1 protein-coding gene (only partly in view) is annotated in these 24,535 nt (G+C 75.4%); it reads right to left on the bottom strand.

The window, feature by feature from the left end:
* A protein-coding gene (locus AC3IYJ_RS38055; protein ID WP_489399071.1) for a type I polyketide synthase crosses the window boundary here: on the bottom strand, positions 1-24,535 show its 5' portion. Its footprint begins 4,235 nt before the window's first position; only the first 24,535 of its 28,770 coding nucleotides appear in the window; the start codon lies at positions 24,533-24,535; its stop codon lies off the left edge, out of view.

Genomic DNA, 24,535 nt, shown 5'->3' with positions numbered 1-24,535 from the left:
CGTGGCCGTGGCGGCGGGCGTCGGAGAGGCGTTCGACGACGAGGATGCCGACGCCCTCCGACCAGCCGGTGCCGTTCGCCGAGTCGGCGAAGGCCCGGCAGCGGCCGTCCGGCGACAGGGCGCCCATCTCGCCGAACTCGACGAAGCCGACGGGGCTGGACATGACGGTCACGCCGCCCGCCACCGCCATGGAGCACTCGCCGGCCCGCAGGGCCTGTGCGGCCAGGTGCAGGGCGACCAGCGAGGAGGAGCAGGCGGTGTCCACGGTCACCGAGGGCCCTTCCAGGCCCAGGGTGTAGGACAGCCGGCCGGACAGCAGGCTGGCGGACTGGGCGGTCTCGACGTGGCCGAGCTGGCCGATGGCGGGCCGGTAGTCGCCGCTGCCACCGCCGATGAACACGCCCGTGTCGCCGCCGCGCAGGGTGTGGGGGTCCACCCCGGCCCGCTCCAGGGCCTCCCAGGCCGTTTCCAGCACGATCCGCTGCTGCGGGTCGACGATCATCGCCTCGCGCGGGGAGATGCCGAAGAAGGCGGCGTCGAAGTCGGCGACGTCGTAGAGGAAGCCGCCGTTGCGGGTGACGCTGCGGCCACGGCCGTCCGCGTCACCATGGGCCAGCCTGTCCAGGTCCCAGCCGCGGTCGGCGGGGAAGGGGCCGATGGCGTCGACCTCGGCGCGCAGCAGCTCCCACAGGTCTTCGGGGGACTGCACGCCGCCGGGGTAGCGGCAGCTCATTCCGACGATGACGACCGGGTCCTGCGCGGTGTCGCCGACCGTACCGGCGGCCGTACCGGCGAACGTACCGGGTGCGGTCTCGGGGGCGACCTCCTCCGCTTCCTCCAGCAGTTCCAGGCGCAGCTGTGCGGCAAGGGCCGTCGGCGTGGGGTGGTCGAAGGCGAGCGTGGCCGGAAGGGTGAGGCCGGTGGCCCTGCCGAGTTGGTTGCGCAGGTCCACGGCGGTGAGCGAGTCGAAGCCGAGGTCCTTGAAGGCCTGCCCGGACGGGATGGCCTGCGCGTCCTGGTAGCCCAGTACGGCGGCCACTTCGCGGCGTACGAGGGCCAGCAGCACTTCGTCGCGCTCGGCGCCCCCGGGGCGGGCCAGCAGTTCGGCGCGCAGCGCGGCAGCGGCGCCGGTGGTGGCGGTCGCCGTCTCCGTGGCGGTGCCGGTCGGTCCTTCGGTGGGTGTCAGCGCGGCGCGGGCCTCCGGGAGTTCGGCGAACAGTCCGCTCGGCCGGGCCTGCCCGAAGGCGGGCGCGAAGCGTTCCCATTCCACGTCCGCGACGACCACCGTGGCTGTGCCGTCGCCGGTGCCCCGGCGCATGCCAGCCAGGGCCCGCTCGGGGTCCATGGCGGGCAGCCCGCTGAGCCGCAGGTGCCGGCCGAGGGAGTCGTCGGTGAGTCCGCTCCAGGCTCCGTAGGCCACGGAGAGGGCGGTGCGGTGGGTGGCACGGCGGCGTTCGGCGAAGGCGTCGAGCCAGGCGCTCGCGGCGGCCCCCTGCCCCTGGCCGCGTACGCCCCAGACGCCGGCGATCGAGGTGAACAGGACGAAGGCATCCAGGTCCCGGTCCCCCAGGGCGTCTTCGAGGGCGCCTTCCAGACATTCCACGCCGGCCCGGACCCGGTCCGGCCCTGTCGCCTCGGCGCCGTATCCGGTGTGGATCACCGCGGTGAGCGGCATGTCGGACGGGATCGCGGCCAGGGCCGCGGTCAGCGCGGACCGGTCGTCGGGGGCGGCGGTGGCCAGGGTGAGCGCGGCTCCGTGTTCGGCCAGCAGGTGGCCGAGCCCGGCGGCCCGGGCGGCGTCCGGTTCGCCTGTGCCTACGAGCAGCACGTGGGCCGCGCCCTGACGGGCCAGCCATCGGGCGGTGTGCCCGCCGAACTCGCCGGCGTCACCAATGACCAGCACGGTCCCGGACGGGGTCCAGAGCCCGGCCGTCGGGTCGGCGGCCGAAGACCGTACGAGTCGGCGTGCGTACGCGCCGGAGGGGCGCAGCGCCAGCTGGTCCTCCCGACCGGCACCGGCACCGAGCAGGGAGCGCAGCCGGGCGGCCGTGCGCGCGTCGGGTACGTCACTCACGTCGATCAGTCCGCCCCAGCGGGCGGGGTGTTCGAGGGCCGCGACCCGGCCGAGGCCCCAGACGGCGGCCCGGGCCGGATCGGCCGGCGCGTCGGCGCGGCCCACGGCCACCGCCCCCCGGGTGACCCACCACACCGGGGCCTCGACGCCGGCCTCCGCGAGGGCGTCCATGAAGCCGTCGGGCAGGTCGGGCAGCAGGGACAGCACACCGTCGAAGTGCCGGCCGAACCCGGCCAGCCGAGCCGCGAGGGCTTCACCATCGACCGGATCGACCGGATCGGACGGGTCGACCACGACGCGCACCGCGTCCTGTCCGAGGGCGTCCACGATCCCGGCCGCCCACGCGTCGTCCGGGTGGCTCTGCGCGACGAGCGCCAGCCAACTGCCCTCCAGGGCGTCGGCCGGGGCCGCGGCGAACGGTTTCCAGGTCACCCGGTAGCGCCAGCCGTCCGACACCGTGCTCTCGTCGTGGCCGCGGCGCCACGCGGACAGCGCGGGTACGAGCGCCGACAGCGACGCCTCGTCCCCGGACAGGCCGAGGGTGGCGGAGAGTTCGGGCAGGTCCTGCCGTTCCACCGCCTCCCAGAAGGCGGCATCGTGCACGTTCCGCTCCGGCGCCGCCCGCCCGGGGACGGGGAGGGCCGCGGGCTCGGGCCAGTACAGCTCCCGCTGGAAGGGGTAGGTGGGCAGGTCGGTGCGGCGGGCGCCGGTGCCCTCGTAGAGCAGGGTCCAGTCGACCCGTACGCCCCCCACGTGCAGCCGGGCCAGCCCGGTGACGAGCTCCGGCTCCTCGGGGCGGTCCCGGCGCAGGGCCGGGGTGACCACGAGGCCCCCGTCCGTCAGGTTCTGCTCGGCGAGGGCGGCCAGGACGCCGTCCGGGCCAAGTTCGAGGAAGGCGCCGGCCCCCGCACCGCCGAGGGCGCGGACGCCGTCGGCGAAGCGGACGGTGTCGCGGACGTGCCGGACCCAGTACTCCGGGTCGCACACCAGCTCCGCCGTCGCGAGCCCGCCCGTCACGTTGGAGACGAGCGGCAGCGCCGGCGCGGTGAAGGACAGCCGGGAGACGACCTTCCGGAAGTCGTCCAGCATCGGCTCCATGAGCGGCGAGTGGAAGGCGTGCGAGACCCGCAGCCGGGTCGTCCTGCGTCCCCTCCGCTCGAACTCGGCCCGTACGGCCTCCACCGCGTCGGCCGCACCGGAGACGACCACCGAGGCCGGCCCGTTCACGGCGGCGAGGGACACGAACTCGCCGAGCAGCGGCCGCACTTCGTCCTCCGCCGCCTGGAGCGAGGCCATGGCGCCGACCTCGGGCAGGGCCTCCATCAGCCGACCGCGCGCGGCCACCAGGGTGCAGGCGTCGGCGAGCGTGAGGACGCCCGCGACGTGCGCGGCCGTCACCTCGCCGATCGAGTGGCCGGCAACGAACTCGGGCCGCACGCCGAGCGATTCGACCAGCCGGTACAGCGCGACCCCGACCGCGAACAGCCCAGCCTGCGCGTACTGCGTACGGTCGGCCAGGGCGGCGTCCGTCCCCCAGACCACCTCGCGCAGCGGGCGGTCCAGGTCCCGGTCCAGTCCGGCGCAGGCGGCGTCGAAGGCTTCGGCGAACGCGGGGAAGCGCTCGTACAGTTCGCGGCCCATGCCCAGGCGTTGCGAGCCCTGGCCGGAGAAGAGGACCGCGAGGGACCGCTCGGCGGCCGTCCCGCGGGCGACCTCGGCCCCCGACACGAGCACGGCCCGGTGCGCGAGGTGCGCGCGTCCGGCCGCGAGGGAGAGGCCGACGTCCGGCGCGGACGTCTCCGGCATCCCGGCGAGCCGTGCCAGTTGCGCGTCGAGCGCGGCCTCGGACTTCGCGGACACCACCCACGGCGCCACCGACGCCACCACGGAGGGGATGTCGGCGGCCGGCGACTGCGGCGCCTGCTCGACGATCACGTGTGCGTTGGTGCCGCTGACACCGAAGGCGGAGACACCCGCCCGGCGCGGACGCCCGGTCGCGGGCCAGGCCAGCTCCTCGCGGACCAGGGCGACTGCCTCGTCGGCCCATTCCACGTGCGTGGACGGGGTGTCCATGTGCAGGGTGCGCGGGAGGACGCCGTGGCTCATGGCCATGACCATCTTGATGACGCCGGCCATGCCGGCGGCGGCCTGGGTGTGGCCCAGGTTGGACTTGACGGCGCCGACGAGCAGCGGCCGTTCGCGGTCCTTTCCGTACGCGGCCATCAGTGCGCCGGCCTCGATCGGGTCGCCGAGCGGGGTGCCGGTGCCGTGCGCCTCCACCGCGTCGACCTCGGCCGGGGCCAGACCCGCGTCGGTCAGGGCCTGACGGATGACCCGCTGCTGGGCGCGGCCGTTGGGTGCGGTCAGTCCGTTGCTGGCGCCGTCCTGGTTGACGGCGGCGCCGCGCACCACGGCGAGGACGGTGTGGCCGTGGCGGCGGGCGTCGGAGAGGCGTTCCAGGACGAGGACGCCCGCGCCCTCCGACCAGGAGGTCCCGTCGGCCGCGTCGGCGAAGGACTTGCAGCGGCCGTCGGGGGCCAGCCCGCCCTGAGCGGAGAACTCGATGAAGGAGTCGGGGCTCGACATCACCGACACGCCGCCGGCGAGGACGAGGGAGCACTCGCCGCCGCGCAGGGCGCGGACACCGAGGTGCAGCGCGACGAGCGAGGAGGAGCAGGCGGTGTCGACGGTGACTGCCGGGCCCTCCAGGCCCAGGGTGTAGGAGAGGCGCCCGGACATCACGCTGGCGGTGTTGCCGGTGGCGACGTGGCCCTGGACGTCTGCGGTGCCTCGGCGCAGGACGGAGGTGTAGTCCTGGCCGTTGGTGCCGATGAACACCCCGGTGGGGGTGGAACGCAGCGAGTCGGGGGCGATGCCGGCCCGTTCCAGGGCCTCCCAGGAGGTCTCCAGCAGCAGGCGCTGCTGTGGGTCCATGGCGAGGGCCTCGCGCGGCGAGATGCCGAAGAAGCGGGCGTCGAAGCGGCCGACGCCGTCGAGGAATCCGCCCTCCAGGGTGGCGGAGCCGCCCCGGTCGAGGGCGTCCAGGTCCCAGCCCCGGTCGGGCGGGAAGGCCGAGATGGCGTCCTCGCCGTTCGCCAGCAGCCTCCACAGGTCCTCGGGCGATGCGACGCCGCCCGGGAACCGGCAGCCCATGCCGACGATCACGACCGGGTCCTGGTCCGTGGCGGTCCCCGTCCCGGCGGTTCCCGTGCCGGAGGTCTCCGTCCCGGCGGCCGCCGGGGCTTCGTCCTGCGGCTCCGGGTCGCCCAGCAGCTCTGCGAGCAGGTGCGCGGCGAGGTCCTGCGGGGTCGGGTGGTCGTACACGAGGGTCGCGGGCAGCCGCAGACCGGTGGTCGCGGTGAGGGTGTTGCGCAGTTCGACGATGGTCAGCGAGTCGAAGCCGAGGTCGGTGAAGGCCTGGTCCGCGCCGATGGCGACGGCGTCGGCGTGACCGAGTACGGCGGCCACCTGGGCCCGCAGGAAGTCCAGGGCGAACTTGGCGCGGCCGGCCGCGGGCAGGGCGTTGAGCCGTTGCCGCAGGCCGCCCTCGTCCCCCGCGGCCGGCTTCGCCGGGGCCGCGGTACCCCGGACCTCGGTGAGGTCGGCGATCAGCGGGTTGGGCCGGGGCGCGGTGAACACCTGGGCGAACCGGGCCCAGTCGATGTCCGCCACGGTCAGCGCGGCCGGGTCGCCGTGGTCCAGGGCCCGGGTCAGCGCGTCGAGGGCGAGCTCCGGCGCCATGGGTGTGTAGCCACCCCGGCGGACCCGGTCCGCGATGCCGGTTCCGTCGCCGGTCATGCCGGTGCCGGCCCAGGGGCCCCAGGCGAGGGAGGTCGCGGGCAGGCCCTGACCGCGCCGGTGCTCGGCGAGGGCGTCGAGGAAGGCGTTCGCGGCGGCGTAGTTGGCCTGTCCGGCGGCGCCGAGGCTCGCCGCGGTGGACGAGAACAGCACGAAGGCCGCCAGGTCGCTCTCGCGGGTCAGCTCGTGCAGGTGCCGTGCCGCCGTGGCCTTCGGGCCGAGTACGGCGGCGAACGCGTCCGGGGTGAGCGTGTCGAGGACTCCGTCCTCGACCACGCCCGCGGCGTGGAAGACCGCGGTGAGCGGCAGGTGATCCGGTACGTCGGCCAGGACGCGGGCGAGCCCGTCGCGGTCGGCGATGTCGCATGCGACCAGGGTGACCCGGGCGCCCAGCGCGACGAGTTCCGCACGGAGTCCCCCGGCGCCCGGCGCGTCGGCGCCGCGCCTGCTGACGAGCAGCAGGTGTGCGGCGCCCCGGGCGGCGAGCCTACGGGCGACGTGCGCGCCGATCCCGCCGGTGCCGCCGGTGATCAGGACGGTTCCGGTGGGGGCGTACGGGCGTGCGTCGGCGCGGTCGGCCAGCGGGAGGCGGGTCAGCCGGCGGGCGTACACGCCCGCGGCGCGCACGGCCACCTGGTCCTCGCCGCCGGTGCTGCCGGTGCTGCCGGTGCTGCCGGCGCCGCCGGTGCTGCCGGTGCTGCCGGTGCCCACTGTCTGCGCGAGCAGTCCGGAGATCCGCCGTACAGCGGCCCGGTCCAGGGTCTCGGGCAGGTCCAGCAGGCCGCCCCAGCGTTCGGGGTGCTCCAGGGCCGCGCTGCGGCCCAGCCCCCAGACCGCAGCCTGCGCGGGCCGGCCGAGCGGGTCGGAGCGGCCCACGCTGACGGCGCCCCGGGTCAGGCACCACAGCGGGGCCCCGATCCCGGCGTCGCCCAGGGCCTGGACGGCGGTGGCCGTCGGCAGCAGGCCCTCGTCCTGGAGGGCCAGCAGGGACAGGACCCCGGTGAACCCGGCCTGCGCCGAGGCCAGTTCGCGCAACCGCTGGGCGAGGACTCCGCGTGTCTCACCGCGCGGCACGGTGAGGGTGAACCGGTCGCCGCCGAGGCGGTCGAGCAGTTCCTCGCCGTTCTCCCCGTCGGCAGCTACCAGGCAGAGCCAGGTCCCGGCGAGCTCGGCGGCGGCGCCCGGGGCCGCCGTCCCCGGGGCGGGCAGCGGCTTCCAGGTGCCGGCGTAGCGCCAGCCGTCGACAGTGGACTCGGCCCGGCGCTTGCGGCGCCAGGAGGTGAGCGCGGGCACTACGGCGGTCAAGGTGGCCTGGTCCAGCCCGAGATCGGCGCCGAGCGCGGGCAGGTCCGCCCGCTCGACGGCCGTCCAGAACGCGGCGTCCACGGGGTCGGCGGCGGGCCCGGAAGCACCCACCCGCCCGGCCTCCGGCCAGTAGCGCTGCCGCTGGAAGGCGTAGGTCGGCAGTTCCTCGAAGGCTGTGGCCGAGTCCGCGACACCGCTCGCGGAGAAGACCGCGGCCCAGTCCACCCGTACCCCGCGGGTGTGCAGGCGGGCCAGGGCGGTGGCCAGGGTCGCGGCCTCCGCGCGGTCCCGGCGCAGGGCCGGCACGGCGGTGACCCGCTCGTCGGCCGCGGCCTCCTGGGCCGCGCCGCTCAGTACGGCGTCCGGACCGATCTCCAGCAGCGAGGTGGCGTCCAGCTCGGCGAGGCGTCGGGCGGCATCGGCGAAGCGAACCGTGCCGCGCACCTGCTCGACCCAGTACTCCGGGGTGCACAGCCGCTCGGAGTCGGCGAGTTCACCGGTCACGGTCGACACCAGAGGGATCGTCGGTGCGTGGTAGGTGATCTTGCGTGCGACCTCGGCGAAGGCGTCGAGCATCGCGTCCATGTGCGGGGAGTGGAAGGCATGGCTCACCCGCAGCCGCCCGGTCCGGCGGCCCTGCGCGGCGAAGCGCGCCGCGAGTCCCAGGACGGGCTCCTCGTCGCCGGACAGGACCAGCGAGCGGGGGCCGTTGACGGCGGCGAGCGCCATCCGGTCCTCGTGGCCGGCCAGCAGCGGCCGCATCTCCTCCTCGGTGGCCTCCACGGAGACCATCGCGCCTCCGCCGGGCAGGGCCGACATCAGCCGGCCGCGCGCGGCGACGAGCGTGCAGGCGTCCTCCAGGGAGAACACCCCGGCCACATGGGCGGCGGCCAGCTCGCCGATCGAGTGCCCGGCCAGGTGGTCGGGCCGGATGCCCCAGGATTCGACGAGCCGGTGGAGGGCCACCTCCAAGGCGAACAGGGCGGGCTGGGTGTAGGCCGTGACGTCGAGCAGCGCGGCTTCGGCGCTGCCGGGCCCGGCGAACATCACCTCGCGCAGCGACCGGTCCAGTTCGAGGTCGAAGCGGGCCAGTACGGAGTCCAGTGCGTCGGCGAACACCGGGTAGCGGGCGTACAGTTCGCGGCCCGCGCCGGGACGCTGGCTGCCCTGTCCGGTGAAGAGGAACGCGGTCCGGCCGCGCGCGGTGGCGCGTGCGGTCAGCAGGGTGGGGTCCGGCAGGCCGTCGCGCAGTGCGGTGAGGGCCCGCACGCACTCCTCGTGCGTGTCGGTGACCACGGCGGCCCGGTGCTCCAGGGCGGCGCGGCCGGTGGCCAGTGCGCGCCCCAGGGCGGGCAGCAGCAGTGTGTCCGCCGCCCTGTCCTCCATCGAGGTGAGCAGACGCCCGGCCTGGGCGCGCAGTGCCGCCTCGGTCCGGCCGGACAGCACGAGCGGCACCACGCCGGCCGGCTGTGCGGTCGTCTCCGCCCGGGGCTCGGCGACCGGGGCCTGTTCCAGGATCATGTGGGCGTTCGTACCGCTGAGGCCGAAGGAGGACACGCCGGTGCGGCGGGGGCGGCCGGTGCGCGGCCAGTCCCGTTCCCCGGTCAGCAGCTCGATCGCGCCGGCCGTCCAGTCCACGTGGGAGGAGGGCCGGTCGATGTGCAGGCTCGCGGGCAGTACGCCGTGCCGCATGGCCATGACCATCTTGATGACGCTCGCGACCCCGGAGGCCATCTGGGTGTGCCCGATGTTGGACTTCACCGAGCCGAGCAGCAGCGGCTGCCCGGCGTCGCGGTCCTGGCCGTAGGTGGCGAGCAGGGCCTGGGCCTCGATGGGGTCGCCCAGGCGGGTGCCGGTGCCGTGGCCTTCGACGGCGTCGACGTCGGCGGCGCGGACGCCCGCGTTGACGAGGGCCTGGCGGATGACGCGCTGCTGGGAGGGCCCGTTGGGGGCGGTCAGGCCGTTGGAGGCGCCGTCCTGGTTGACGGCGGAGCCGCGGACGACGGCGAGGACGCGGTGGCCGTTGGCCAGGGCGTCGGACAGCCGCTCGACGAGGACCAGGCCGACTCCCTCCGCGAGGCTCATGCCGTCGGCTGCCTCGGCGTACGCCTTGCAACGGCCGTCCACGGCCATGGCGCGCTGCCGGCTGAAGCCGACGAAGGCATTGGGCGTGGCCATGATGCTGACGCCGCCCGCGAGGGCGAGCGTGGACTCGCCGCTGCGCAGCGACTGGCAGGCCAGGTGCAGCGCCACCAGCGAGGAGGAGCAGGCGGTGTCGAGGGTGACGGCGGGGCCTTCGAAACCGAAGGTGTACGAGATCCGCCCGGACAGGACGGACGGGACGGTGCCCGTGATCAGGTGGCCCTCGGCGCCGTCCGGGGCCGAGCCGCCGGAGGTGTAGTCCTGGTAACTGGCGCCGATGAAGGTCCCGGTGCGGCTGCCGCGCAGGGAGGCCGGGTCGATCCCGGCGCGCTCCAGGGCCTCCCAGGAGGTTTCCAGCAGCAGGCGCTGCTGCGGGTCCATCGACAGGGCCTCGCGCGGCGAGATGCCGAAGAAGCCCGCGTCGAACTCGGTGGCGGAGTCCAGGAATCCGCCGCGCGTCGAGTACGTCCTGCCTGGCCGGTCCGGGTCGGGGTCGTAGAGCCCCTCGGCATCCCAGCCGCGGTCGAGGGGGAAGTCGCCGATGGCGTCGGCGCCGGTGGAGACGAGCCGCCACAGGTCCTCCGGGGAGGCGATGGCGCCCGGGTAGCGGCAGCTCATGCCGATGACCGCGATGGGTTCGTCGTCGGCGAGCGCCGATGCGGCGACGGCCTCGGGGGCGGGCTGCGCGCCGGCCACCCGAGTGCGCAGGAACTCCACCAGGGAGAGCGGGTTGGGATAGTCGAAGACCATGGTGCTGGGCAGGGCCAGCCCGGTCACGGCGGAGAGCCGGTTGCGCAGGTCCACGGCGGTCAGCGAGTCGAAGCCGACGTCGCGGAACGCCCGCTGCTCGGACAGCACCTCCGGGGAGGCGTGGCCTAGGACGGTGGCCGCCTCGGCGCGAACGAGATCCAGCAGCGCCCGGTCCTGTTCGACCGCGGGCAGCACCCGCAGCCGGGCGGTGAACTCACTCTCCCCGGACCGCTGTTCGGAGGCCTGCCGCTCCAGCTTCCGTACCTCTGCGATGTCCTCGAACAGGGTGGTGGGCCGCCCCGAGGTGAACACCGGGTGGTAGCGGTCCCAGTCGATGTCGGCGACGGTGAGCACGTGCGCGTCCTCGGCCAGGGCCTGGCGCAGCCCGGTGAGGGCCAGCTGCGGGTCCATGAAGTTCAGGCCGCTGCGCCGGATCTGGCCAGGGTCGACCCGGCCGAGCTTCAGGTCGTCGGACCAGATGCCCCAGGAGATCGAGGTGGCGTGGGCGCCACGGGCCCGGCGGTGCTCGGCGAGCGCGTTGAGGTACGCGTTCCCCGCGACGTAGGCGGCGTGCCGGCCGCTGCCCCACATTCCGGCGGTGGAGGAATAGAGGACGAACGCGTCGAGCTGGTCGTCGTCGAGGAGTTCGTCCAGGTGCCGGGCTCCGCCGACCTTCGCGTCGATGACCTTCGCGAACGCCTCGGGTCCGGTCTCCTCCAGGGAGGCGAGTTCGATGACCGCGGCGGTGTGCACGACGGTCCGTACGGTGCGGCCGTCGGCCGTCAGGCCGTCGAGGAGGTCGGCGACGGCCGCACGGTCGGTGAGGTCGCAGCTGCGCAACTCCGCCTCGCAGCCCAGCTCGTGGAGTTCGGCGAGCAGTTCGGCGGTGCCGGGCGCATCGGCGCCGCGCCGGCTGGTGAGCACGAGGTGCCCGGCGCCCTGCCCGGCGAGCCAGCGGGCCAGGTGCGGCGCGAGCGTACCGCTCCCGCCTGTGATCAGGGTGGTGTCGCGCGGGCTCCATGTGCCCCCGCCGTCGGTGGCGCCGCTCGCGGTGGCGCGAGCAATGCGGGGGATGCGGGCGATGCGGCGGGCCAGGACGCCCGAGGCGCGCAGGGCGAGCTGGTCCTCGCCGGTCGTCCCGGTGAGGACGGCGGCAAGGCGTTCGCGGCCGCGTGCGTCCAGCGGGGTCTCGGGCAGGTCGATGACGCCGCCCCAGCGGTCGGGGTGCTCCAGGGCCGCGGTCCAGGCCAGGCCGTGGATCTGGGCCTGGGCGGGCCGGTTGAGACGGTCGGCGCGGCCGGTGGAGACGGCGCCCCGGGTCACGCACCACAGGGGTGCGCCGATTCCGGTGTCACCGAGGGCCTGGACGAGGGCGAGGGTCAGGGCGAGCCCAGTGGTGAGCGCGGGCACGGCCCGGCTCGGGGTCTCGTCGGCGGCGAGCAGCGAGACGATCCCGGCGAGGTCCGCGCCCACCTCGGCCGGCTCCCCGCTCCCGTTGGCGAGGCGGTGGGCGAGGACGGATCGGTCGGCGCACGCGTCGTCCAGGATCAGGTGCCGTACGTCGGCTCCGGCGGCCGTCAGCGCCCCGGTGACATCGGCGTCGGCCTCGGTGGCGGCAGAGCCGACGACGAGCCAGGTGCCGGTGAGCCGGGCGGCCGGGGGCAGCGCGCCGAGCGGCTTCCATACGGCGCGGTAGCGCCAGGCGTCCACGGCCGCCCGGTCGCGGCTGCGGCGCCGCCAGCCGGCGAGCGCGGGCAGGAGCGGGGCGAGGTCGCGCTCCTCCAGCCGCAGGCCGGCGGCCAGCGATTCGACGTCCGCCTCCTCGACGGCGGTCCAGAACTCGGCGTCCGCCGGGTCTCCTTCGCCTCCGGGGCGCGGCTTGCCGGGCAGCGCCCACAGGTGCTCGCGCTGGAAGGCGTACGTGGGCAGGGCGACGCGGTGCGCGCCGGTGCCCTCGAAGACGCGGGTCCAGTCCACCCGGACGCCGCGGACGAACGCCTCGGCGAGGGAGGTCAGGAAGCGGCCGGAGCCGCCCTTGTCGCGGCGCAGGGTGCCGATGGCGGCGACCCGGCGCCCGGTGTCCTCGGCCACGGTCTGGACGGCCATGGTCAGCACGGTGTGCGGGCTGGTCTCCACGAAGAGCTGGTGGCCCTGGTCGAGCAGCGCGGCCACGGCCGGGCCGAAGCGGACGGTGCGGCGCAGGTTGCGGTACCAGTACGCGGCGTCCAGCTCGGCCGTGTCCAGCCAGTCGCCGGTGACGGTGGAGAAGAAGGGGATCTCGGACGTGCGCGGGCGCACGGGTGCCAGGGCGGTGAGCAGTTCGTCCTCCAGCTGCTCGACCTGGGCGGAGTGGGAGGCGTAGTCGACGGCGATGCGGCGGGCCCGGACGTTCTCGCCCGCGAGGTCCTCGACGAGCGCGTCCAACTCCTCGGGGGCGCCGGCGACGACCACGGTCCGCGGCCCGTTGACGGCGGCGACGCAGATGCTCCCGCCGCGCGCGGCGAGGCGCTCCTCGACCTCTTCGGCGGCCAGTGGCACGGAGACCATGCCGCCGGAGCCCGCCAGCCGACGGGCGATGGCCCGGCTGCGCAGGGCCACCACGCGGGCGGCGTCCTCCAGGGTGAGCGCGCCTGCGACGGCCGCCGCGGCGATCTCGCCCTGCGAGTGGCCGAGGACCGCGTCGGGGGTGACGCCGTAGGAGGCCCACAGGTGGGCCAGCGACACCATGACGGCGAAGGTCGCGGGCTGGACGACGTCGACCCGGTCCAAGGAGGGCGCGCCTTCGGTCCGGCGCAGGACGTCGACCAGCGACCAGTCGGTGTGGGCCGACAGGGCGGCGGCGCACTCGTGCAGCCGTTCGGCGAAGACCGGGGACTCGTCGAGGAGTTCGGCGGCCATGCCGACCCACTGGGAGCCCTGGCCCGGGAAGACGAACACGGTCTTGCCGTCGAGGTCGGCCCTCCCGTGGACCACGGCGGCCGACGAACCGCCGACGGCCAGGGCCTCCAGGTGCTCACGGAGTTCCTCGGCCCGGTCGCCGAGGACGACGGCTCGGTGTTCGAAGAGCGCGCGGGTGGCGGTCAGCGAGTGGCCGATGTCGGCCGGTCGCGCGCCGGGCCCGGTGTCGAGGTGCTCGCCGAGCCGGGCGGCCTGGGCGCGCAGCGCCCCCGCGGTGCGGGCGGACAGCACCCAGGGCAGGACCGCACCGGCCCCCGGCAGGGCCCGGGCCGCCATCGAGGGCAGCGCGGGCAGCGCGGATCCCGGCCCGGCGGGCTCCGCGCCGGCCGGCGCGCCGGTGGGCAGGGCCGCTGCGGAGCCCGGAGCCTCCTCCAGGACGACATGAGCGTTGGTGCCGCTGATGCCGAAGGAGGACACGGCGCAGCGCCGGGCCTCCTCACCCGCCGGCCAGGCCGTCGGGCTGTGCAGCAGGGCGACCGTGCCTCCGCTCCAGTCGATGTGCGAGGACGGCTCGTCGGCGTGCAGGGTCCGCGGGAGCAGGCCGGCCCGCAGCGCCATGACCATCTTGATGACGCCCGCCACGCCGGCCGCGGACTGGGTGTGGCCGATGTTGGACTTCACTGAGCCGAGCAGCAGCGGATTCCCGGCGGCTCGGGCATGCCCGTAGACGGCCTGGAGGGCCTGTGCCTCGATGGGGTCGCCGAGGGCCGTTCCGGTGCCGTGGGCCTCGACGGCGGTGATGTCGGCGGCCGTGAGGCCCGCGTTGCTGAGGGCCTGGCGGATGACGCGCTGCTGGGAGGGCCCGTTGGGGGCGGTGAGGCCGTTGGACGCGCCGTCCTGGTTGATGGCGGAGCCGCGGACCACCGCCAGGATGTCGTGCCCGTTGGCCCGGGCGTCGGAGAGCCGTTCCAGGACGAGTACGCCGACGCCCTCGGCCAGGGTCATGCCGTCGGCGGCCTCGGAGAACGGCTTGCAGCGGCCGTCGGCGGCCAGTGCCCGCTGCCGGCTGAAGGCGATGAACGCGGCCGGGTTGGTCATGACGGTGGCGCCGCCGGCCAGCGCGAGCGAGCTCTCCCCGTTGCGCAGGGACTGGCAGGCCAGGTGCAGGGCGACCAGCGAGGAGGAGCAGGCGGTGTCGACGGTGACGGCCGGGCCTTCGAGGCCGAAGAGGTAGGCGAGGCGGCCGGAGAGCACGCTGGGGCTGGTGCCGGTGACGGCGTGCCCGGCGGACGCGTCGTCCATGCCGGTGCCGTACTCCTGGTAGGTGGAGCCGATGAAGGTGCCGGTGGCGCTGCCGTGCACGACCGCCGGGTCGATGCCGGCCGACTCGAAGGCCTCCCAGGTGGTCTCCAGCAGCAGCCGCTGCTGCGGGTCCATGGAGAGGGCCTCGCGCGGGGAGATGCCGAAGAATCCGGTGTCGAACTCCCCCGCCTCGTGCAGGAAGCCGCCTCGGGTGGAGTAGGTCCTGCCGCCCGCGTCGGGGTCGGCGTCGTACAGGTTCTCGTCCCAGCCGCGGTTGACGGGGAATTCGGAGGTGGCGTCCGCTCCGTCGGCGATCAGCTGCCAGAACTCCTGAGGGGAGCGGACACCGCCGGGAAAACGGCAGCTCATGCCGACGATGGCGACGGGTTCGTCGTACCGGCCGGCGACCGCGGCCCGTGGGGCGGCGGTGGCCTCGGCGGCCCCGAGGATCTCACCGCGCAGGAAGGCGGCGAGGGCGACGGGCGTCGGATGGTCGAAGGCCATGGTGCCGGGCAGCGTCAGGCCGGTCACGGTCGCCAGCCGTTTGCGCAGCTCCACGGCGGTCAGCGAGTCGAAGCCCGCGTCGCGGAAGGCGCGGGTGGGGGCGACGGACTCGGCGGAGGTGTGCCCGAGGACGGTGGCGGCCTCGCGGCGCACCAGGTCCACCAGCGTCCGGTCCCGCTCGGCGTCCGACAGCGTACGGACCTTGCGTACGAACTCCGAGGCGGCGGCTTCGGTCTCCGGGGCCGCCTCGAGAGCGCGCACCTCGGGCAGTTCGCCGAAGAGGCGGCTGGGGCGGGCCGCGGTGAAGACGGGGACGTACGTCTTCCAGTCGACGTCGGCGACGGTGACGGTGGTGTCCTGGCGGAGGATCGCCCGGCCCAGTTCGGCCAGGGCGGTGGCGGGTGCGAGGAAGCGCAGGCCCTGGCGGGCGAGGCTGTCGGAGACGGCCTCGTGGGTGGCCATGCCTGCGTCGGCCCAGGGGCCCCAGGCCACGGAGGTGGCGGTCAGGCCGCGGGCCCGGCGGTGCTCGGCGAGCCCGTCGAGGTAGGCGTTGGCGGCGGCGTAGGCGCTCTGCCCGGCGCTGCCCCAGATCCCGGCGACGGAGGAGAACAGAACGAAGAATTCCAGGTCCTGACCCTCCAGCAGCGCGTCGAGGTGGGTCGCGCCGAGCAGCTTCGCGGCGGCGTACGCGCCCACGTCGGCGAGCGGGAGGGCTGCGAGGGGTGCGGCCTGGCCCAGGCCGGCCGCGTGGACCACGCCGGTCAGCGGCTGCCCGGCGGGTACGGTGGCCAGCAGGGCGGCCAGTACGTCACGGTCGGCGACGTCGCAGGCGGCGAGGGTGACCTCGGCGCCCAGCCGCCGTATCTCCTCGGCCAGTTCGGCGGCGCCCGGGGCGTCGGGGCCGCGCCGGCTGGTGAGGATCAGGTGGGCGGCGCCGTGCCGGACCAGCCAGCGGGCCACCTCGGCGCCCAGCGCACCGGTGCCGCCGGTGACGAGCACGGTGCCGCTTGCGGTGAAGGCGCCGTCCTTGGGGAGTTCGGCGGCGGGCCGGCGCACCAGACGGCGGCCGTACGCGGCACTGCCGCGCAGCGCGAGCTGGTCCTCGGCGGCCTCGCCCGGGGTGGTGGCCAGCGCGCTGACGAGACGCTGCACGGTGGGCGCGGTGAGGGTCTCGGGCAGGTCGACCAGGCCCTGGATGGCCTGCGGGCGTTCCAGGGCGGCGACCCGGCCCAGGCCCCAGGCGGCTGCCTGGGCGGGCCGGATGACCGGGTCGGCGGCGCCGGTGGAGACGGCGCCGCGGGTGAGCGTCCACAGCGGCACGGTGCTGCCGGTGTCTTGCAGGGCCTGTGCGAGGACCGTGCCGAGCGTAAGGCCGGTGGGCAGAACCGTCCCGTGGAGGTCGGCGTCGGCGAGCGGCAGCAGGGAGAGCAGACCATGGTGCTCCCCCGCCGCGGTGAGCCGGGCGGCGAGTTCGGCGCGGTCCGGGCAGGCGTCGTCCAGGACGAGGCGCGTGAACCGGGCACCATGGCCGCGCAGGGCGTCCAGCAGCTCGGTGTCCTCGATCCCGTCGGTGGTCAGGACGAGCCAGGTGCCGTCCAGGACGGGGGCGGCGCCGGCGCGGACCTGCTGCCACCGGACGCGGTAGCGGGCGGAGTCCAGCAGGGTCCGTTCGGCGTGGTGGCGGCGGTAGGTCGACAGGGCGGGCAGCAGCGCGGCGAGGCCGGCGTGCTGCTCGTCGCGCAGTCCGAGGATGCCGGCCACGCCGTCGGCGTCGCCGCGCTCGACGGCGCCCCACAGGGCGGTGTCGCTGGGGTCGGCGGCTCCGACGGCCGCCGCGGCGGTCCGCTCGGGCCAGTAGCGCTCGTGCTGGAAGGCGTACGTGGGCAGTTCGACACGGCGGGCGCCGGTCCGGGCATGGTAGGCCGCCCAGTCCACGGCGATCCCGCGTACGTGGAGCCGGGCGAGGGCCGCGGTGACGCTCAGCTCCTCGCCCCGGCCGGTGCGCAGCAGCGGGACGGATTCGGTGTCGTCCCCGAGGACGTCCTGGGCGAGGGCGGACAGCACTGCGTCCGGGCCGAGTTCGAGGAAGGTGGTGGCGCCGGCGGCGCGGGCGGCGCGCACCCCGTCGGCGAAGCGGACGGCGCGGCGGACGTGCTCCACCCAGTAGCCGGGGGTGCACAGTTCCCCGGCGGTGGCCATCGCACCGGTCACGTTGGACGCGACGTCGAGTACCGGTGCGGTGTACGTCAGCTGTTCGGCGACGGCACGGAACGCGTCGAGTACGGGCTCCATACGAGCCGAGTGGAAGGCGTGGCTGACCCGCAGCCGCTTGGTCTTGCGGCCCTCGGCGGCGAACTGCTCGGCCAGCGCGAGGACTTCGTCCTCCTCACCGGCGATGACGACGGCGCGGGGACCGTTGACGGCGGCGACGGAGATCCCGTCGGTGAGCCGGGTGAGGACCTCGTCCTCGGCGGCTTCGAGGGAGGCCATGGCGCCGCCCTCGGGCAGTTCCTGCATGAGGCGGGCCCGGGCGGAGACGAGCGTGCACGCGTCGGCGAGGGTGAACACCCCGGCGCAGTGCGCGGCGGCGATCTCGCCGACCGAGTGGCCGAGCAGCGGGCCGGGGCGTACGCCGAGGGAGGTGATCAGCCGGAAGAGGGCGACTTCGATCGCGAAGAGGGCGGGCTGCGCGTAGCCGGTGCGGTCGAGCAGGGCCGCCTCGGGGCTGCCCTCGGCGGCGAACAGCACGTCGCGCAGGGGGACTTCGTACCCGTGGTCCAGGTACCCCAGGGCCTCGTCCAGGGCAGCGGCGAACACCGGGAACCGGGCGTACAGCTCACGCCCCGTACCCGCCCGCTGGGAGCCCTGCCCGGCGAAGAGGAAACCGGCCCTGGTGTCACCGCTCTCGCCTTCGCACAGCGCCGGGTCGGCCTCGCCGCGGGCCAGCGCGCGCAGGGCGCGCAGCAGTTCGACGCGGCCGCCGACGGCGACGGCGCGCTGGTCGAAGGCGGACCGGGTGGTGGCGAGGGAGAGGCCGATGTCGGCCGGGTCGAGCCCGGGGCGGGCTTCCGCGTAGGTGCGCAGCCGGACGGCCTGGTCGCGCAGTGCGGCCCGGGTCCGGCCGGACAGCTGCCAGGCGGTGACCCGGGTCTCCTCGCGGGCGGAGGGTGCGGGCAGGGCGGGAGCCTGCTCGATGATGACGTGGGCGTTGGTGCCGCTGATGCCGAAGGAGGAGACGCCGGCGCGGCGCGGCCGGCCGGTCTCGGGCCAGGCCGTCTCCCGGGCCAGCAGCTCGACGGCTCCGGCCTGCCACTCGACGTGCCGGGAGGGCTCGGCGGCGTGCAGGCTGCGCGGGGCGAGGCCCTGGCCCAGGGCCATGACCATCTTGATGACGCCCGCGACTCCGGCGGCGGCCTGGGTGTGGCCGATGTTGGACTTGACCGAGCCGAGCAGCAGCGGCCGGTCGGCGTCGCGGTCCTGGCCGTAGGTGGCGAGCAGGGCCTGGGCCTCGATGGGGTCGCCGAGGGTGGTGCCGGTGCCGTGTCCCTCGACGACGTCGACGTCCGCGGTGGTCAGGCCGGCGGCGGCCAGGGCCTGGCGGATGACGCGCTGCTGGGAGGGCCCGTTGGGGGCGGTCAGGCCGTTGGAGGCGCCGTCCTGGTTGACGGCGGAGCCGCGGACCACGGCGAGGACGGTGTGCCCGTTGCGACGGGCGTCCGAGAGCCGTTCCAGGACGAGAACGCCGACGCCTTCCGCCCAGCCCACGCCGTCGGCTCCGTCGGAATAGGCCTTGCAGCGGCCGTCCGGGGACAGGCCGCGCTGGCGGGAGAACTCGATGAGGGAGGTCGGGGTGGACATGACGGTGACGCCGCCCGCGAGGGCGAGCGAGCACTCACCGGTGCGCAGGGCCTGCATGGCCCAGTGCATGGCGACGAGCGAGGAGGAGCAGGCGGTGTCCACGGTGACGGCCGGGCCTTCGAGGCCGAGGGTGTAGGACACCCGGCCGGAGGCGATGGACGGCGAGGTGCCGCTGCCCTGGTGGCCTTCGAAGCGGCTGTCGGAGAGGGTGGCCGCGTAGTCGTTGTACATGACGCCCGCGAACACGCCGGTCTGCGAGCCGCGCAGCGAGACCGGGTCGATGCCCGCGCGCTCGATCGCCTCCCAGGAAGCCTCCAGCAGCAGCCGCTGCTGGGCGTCGGTGGCCAGCGCCTCGCGCGGGCTCATGCCGAAGAAGCCGGGGTCGAACTCGGCGGCCTCGTGCAGGAATCCGCCGGAGCGGGTGTAGGAGGTGCCGGGGTGGTCCGGGTCCGGGTGGTAGAGCGCGTCCAGGTCCCAGCCGCGGTCGGCGGGCAGGCCGGAGATCGCGTCGGTGCCCTCGCGGACCAGCTGCCACAGGTCGTCGGGCGAGGCGACCCCGCCCGGGTAGCGGCAGCTCATGCCGACGATGACGATCGGGTCGTCCGGGGCGGCGGCGGTGCGCGGGGCGGCGGCCACGGCGGCGCCCCGGTCCCCCATGAGTTCGTCGAGGAGGTGCCCGGCGAGCGCGGTGACCGTCGGGTAGTCGAAGATCACGGTGGCGGAGGTGCGCAGTCCGGTGGTGGTGCGCAGCCGGTTGCGCAGTTCGACGGCGGTGAGCGAGTCGAAGCCGAGGTCCTGGAAGCGGCGTACCGGGTCCACGTCCTGGGGTCCGCCATGCCGCAGTACGGCGGCGACCTGGGTGCGGACGAGCTCGACGACGGCCTCGGCGCGGGCCGCCCCGTCGAGGCGGGCGAGCCGCTGGACAAGTCCGGCGGCCGCCTCAGAGCCGACGACGACGGAGCGCCGGGCGGGGGTGCGGATGAGTCCGCGCAGCAGGGGCGGTACGTCGCCCAGCGCGCGGAGCACCGGCAGGTCGAGCCGGGCGGGCAGCAGGACGGGCGCGTCCAGGGCGAGGGCCGCGTCGAACAGGGCGAGTCCGTCCTGCTCGGCGAGGGCGGGGGTTCCGCTGCGGGCCAGCCGCTCCAGGTCGGCAGGGGTCATCCCGCCCGTCATGCCGGTGGTGGGAGCCCACGGGCCCCAGCCGAGCGAGAGGGCGGGCATTCCGGCGGCGCGCCGCAGCTGTGCGAGGGCGTCGACGAAGGCGTTCGCGGCAGCGTAGTTGCCCTGGCCGGGAGCGCCGACGGTGCCGGAGAGCGAGGAGAACACCACGAAGGCGGCCAGATCGGGGCAGGCTTCGGCCGTCGCCCGGTGCAGGTGCCAGACGGCGTCGGCCTTGGGCCGCAGGACGGCGCTGATCCGCTCCGGGGTGAGGGAGGTGACGACGCCGTCGTCGAGGACGCCGGCGGCGTGCACCACGGCGGTGAGCGGGTGGGCGGCGGGGACGGTGGCGAGCAGCCGGACGACAGCGGCGCGGTCGGTCAGGTCGCAGGCCTCGACGGAGACTTGCGCGCCGAGCGCGCACAGCTCGGCGGTGAACTCGGCGGCGCCTTCGGTGGCGGGCCCGCGCCGGCCTGCCAGCAGCAGGTGGCGTACGCCGCGCTCGGTGACCAGGTGGCGGGCCAGGGCCCGGCCGAGGCCGCCGAGGCCGCCGGTGATCAGGACGGTGCCCTCGGGGTCGAGGGCCGCTTCGGCCGGCTCCCGGCGGGCCCGGGCGAGCCGGGCGACCAGCACGGAGCCGTCGCGGACGGCCAGCTGCGGCTCGTCACTGGCCAGGGCCTGCGGGGGTACGGGGGCGGGCGCGTCGGGGTCGAGGTCGAGCAGGCCGAACCGGCCGGGGTGCTCGGCCTGCGCGGAGCGTACGAGGCCCCAGACGGCGGCGGCCGCCAGGTCGGTGACGCCCTCGTCGTCGGCCGCGGCGACCGCACCGCAGGTGACGAAGGTCAGCCGGGTGTCGGCCGTGGTGTCGTCGGCGAGCCAGTCCTGGATCTGCCGGAGCACGCGCGCGGTCAGGGTGTGCGCGGCGGCGGCCGGATCATCGGCCGGTGCGGCGACGGCGGGGGCGAGGACCAGGGCGGGCGGCGCCTGGCCCTGCGTCCGTACGAGCGGGGTGCCGAGGCCGTACGGGTCCGCGCCGAGTACGGCGACGGAAGCCGGGGCAGGCTGCGCGTTGGTCCCGCGCAGCCGGGTCCAGCGCAGTTCGAACAAGGCCTCGCGGGCCAGTGCGGGGGCGGGGCCGAGTTCCGCGTCGGGCAGGGCGCGCAGGACGAGCGAGCCGATGGTGGCGACGGGCCGGCCCTCGGTGTCGGCGACGGCCAGCGCGACGGCGTCGTCACCGGCGAAGGAGAGCTTGACCCGCACGGCCGTGGCGCCGCCGGCGTGCAGGGTGACGTCCTGCCAGACGAAGGGCACGCCGCCGCGCCCGTGTTCGCCGAGGCCGAGGAAGGCGCAGGGGTGCAGGGCCGCGTCGAGCAGGGCGGGGTGGATGCCGAACGCGTCGGCGGCGGTCCCGGTCGCGGGCAGCGCCACTTCCGCGTACACGTCGTCGCCGACGCGCCAGGCGGACCGTACGCCCTGGAACAGCGGACCGTAGGCGAAGCCTGCCTCGGCCATCCGCGCGTAGAGCCCGTCGAGCTCCAGCGGGCGGGCGTCCGCCGGGGGCCAGGCCCCGGCAGCGAGCCCGTCCCAGGCCGGGGCGTCCTGGTCGGTGGCGGCCAGCACTCCTTGGGCGTGCTGGGTCCACGGCTGCTCGTCGGCGGCGGCCCCGTCCTGGCCGGTGTCGGGCCGGGAGTGGACGGTCAGGGTGCGGCGGCCGGTCCCGTCGGGGCTGCCGACCCACACCTGTACCTGTACGCCACCCCGTTCGGGCAGGACCAGCGGCGCGGCGAGGGTGAGTTCCTCGACCCGGTCGCAGCCGACCTCGTCGCCGGCCCGGACGGCCAGTTCCAGGAAGCCGGTTCCGGGCAGCAGGACGGTGCCGCGTACGGCGTGTTGGGCCAGCCAGGGGTGGGACTGGATCGAGAGCCTGCCTGTGAGCAGCAGTCCGTCGGAGTTGGCGAGGGACACGGCGGCGGCCAGCAGGGGGTGGCGCGCGGCGCCCAGGCCCGCGCCGCGCACGTCGCCCGCGTGCCGACCGAGCGCCGTCCGGGGCCAGAAGGCGCGGTGTTCGAAGGCGTACGTGGGCAGGTCGACGGGGCGGGCCCCGGTCCCCGCGAACCAGCCGTCCCACTGGACGCGTACACCGCGCACGTGCAGGGCCGCGACGGCTTCGGTGAGGGTGTCGGCCTCGGGGCGGCCGGGGCGCAGCAGCGGGCAGGCCACCGGCTCCTCGGGGTGGGCCTGGGCGAGGGCGGACAGCAGGCCGTCGGGGCCGAGTTCGAGGAAGGCGCCGGCGCCGTGGCCGGTCATCCAGTCGAGCGCGTCGGCGAAGCGGACGGTGTGGCGGGCGTGGTCGGCCCAGTGTTCGGGCGAGGCGAGCCGCGCGGCGGCGGCGGGGACACCGGTGAGGGTGGAGACCACCGGGACGAGCGGGGCCTGCGGGGTGAGTCCGGCGACGACGGCGCGGAACTCCTCCAGCATCGGCTCCATCAGGGGCGAGTGGAAGGCGTGCGAGACGCGCAGCGTCCTCGTCCTGCGGCCGAGACCGGCGAAGTGCGCGGCGACGGCGGCGGTCCCGTCGGCGGTTCCGGCGACGACCACGGCGTTCGGTGCGTTGACGGCGGCGACGCAGACTCCGTCGGTGAGGTGGGCGAGGACCTCCTCCTCTGTGGCCCGGACGGCGATCATGGCGCCGCCCTGAGGCAGCGCCTGCATCAGGCGGGCCCGGGCGGAGACCAGCGTGCACGCGTCGGCGAGGGTGAACACCCCGGCGCAGTGCGCGGCGGCGATCTCGCCGACCGAGTGGCCCGCGAGGAAGTCCGGTGCGATTCCGAGGGATTCGACCAGCCGGAAGAGGGCGACCTCGATCGCGAACAGGGCGGGCTGCGCGTAGCCGGTCCGGTCGAGCAGGGCCGCCTCGCGGCTGCCCTCGGCGGCGAACAGCACGTCGCGCAGGGGGACTTCGTACCCGTGGTCCAGGTACCCCAGGGCCTCGTCCAGGGCAGCGGCGAACACCGGGAACCTGGCGTACAGCTCACGCCCCGTACCCACCCGCTGGGAACCCTGCCCGGCGAAGAGGAAACCGATCTTGGTACGTCCCTGGACGGCGCCCCGTACAGCGGCGCCGTCCTCGCCGTCCGCGAGGGCGGTGAGCGCGGCCGTCACCCCGGCCCGGTCGGCAGCGATGACCACGGCCCGGTGCTCCAGACCGGCCCGGGTGGTGGCGAGGGAGTACGCGAGGTCGGTGTCGCGCTGCTGCGACTCGGCGGCCAGGAACTCCAGCATCCGCGCCGCCTGGCCCCGCAGCGCCTGCGGGGTGCGCCCGGACACCAGCCACGGCAGCGAGCCCGGCGTCTCGCGGGCCGGGGCCTGAGCCTCGGGCTCGGCCCCCTCGTCCTCCGGGGCCTGCTCGATGATCACGTGCGCGTTCGTACCGCTGAGCCCGAAGGAGGAGACACCGGCCCGGCGCGGTTCCTCTCGGCGCGGCCACGGGGTGGGCTCCGTGAGCAGGCGTACGGCGCCCGCCGACCAGTCCACGTGGGTGGAGGGCTCGTCCACGTGCAGGGTCCTGGGCAGCAGTTCGTGGCGCAGGGCGAGCACGGTCTTGATGACGCCGGCCACACCGGCGGCGGCCTGGGTGTGGCTGATGTTGGACTTCACGGAGCCGAGCAGCAGCGGCCGGTCCTCGGGGCGGTCCTGGCCGTACGTGGCGAGCAGCGCCTGCGCCTCGACGGGGTCGCCGAGGGTGGTACCCGTACCGTGCGCCTCGACCACGTCCACCTGGTCGGCGGAGAGCCTGGCGCCCCTCAGGGCCTGCTCGATGACCCGCTGCTGGGAGGGTCCGTTGGGGGCGGTCAGGCCGTTGCTCGCACCGTCCTGGTTGACGGCGGTGCCGCGTACGACGGCCAGCACCCGGTGCCCGTTGCGGCGGGCGTCCGCGAGCCGCTCCATGACGAGCACGCCTACGCCCTCGGACCAGCCGGTGCCGTTCGCGGAGTCGGCGAAGGAACGGCACAGGCCGTCCGCGGCCAGCCCGCCCTGCCGGGCGAACTCCACGAAGGTGGTGGGGCTGGACATGACGGTGACGCCCGCGGCGAGCGCGAGTTCGGATTCCCCTGAGCGCAGCGACTGCGCGGCAAGGTGCAGGGCGACGAGGGAGGAGGAGCAGGCGGTGTCCACGGTCACGGCGGGGCCGACCGTGCCGAGGACGTACGCCAGGCGGCCGGAGATGATGCTGGTCGCGTTGCCGGTCAGCACGAAACCCTGCACGTCGTCGTCGGGTCCGGTGCGGTACTCCTGCGGCATCGCGCCGATGAACATGCCGGTGCGGGTGGAACGCAGGGCGAGCGGATCGATGCCGGCCCGCTCGAAGGCCTCCCAGGACGCCTCCAGCAGCACCCGCTGCTGCGGATCCATGGACAGGGCTTCGCGGGGCGAGATGCCGAAGAAGGCCGGGTCGAAGTCGGCGGCGCCCTGGAGGAATCCGCCACGGATGTCGGTGGTTCCGTCGGCGGGGTCGAGTTCCCATCCACGGTCGGCGGGCAGGCCGGTGATCCCGTCCCGCTCCTCCACGAGCATGGCCCACAGGTCTTCGGGGGAAGCGACTCCGCCGGGGTAGCGGCAGCTCATGCCGACGATCGCGATCGGCTCGGTGACAGCCGCCTCCAGCTCGTTCACCCGCTGCCGCGAGCGCTGCAGGTCCGCGCTGGCCCGCTTGAGGTAGTCCCGGAGTTTCTGCTCGTTGCCCAT

It is taken from the genome of Streptomyces sp. GL_140 (assembly GCF_057834465.1).
This window is presented reverse-complemented; position numbering and strand designations above follow the sequence as displayed.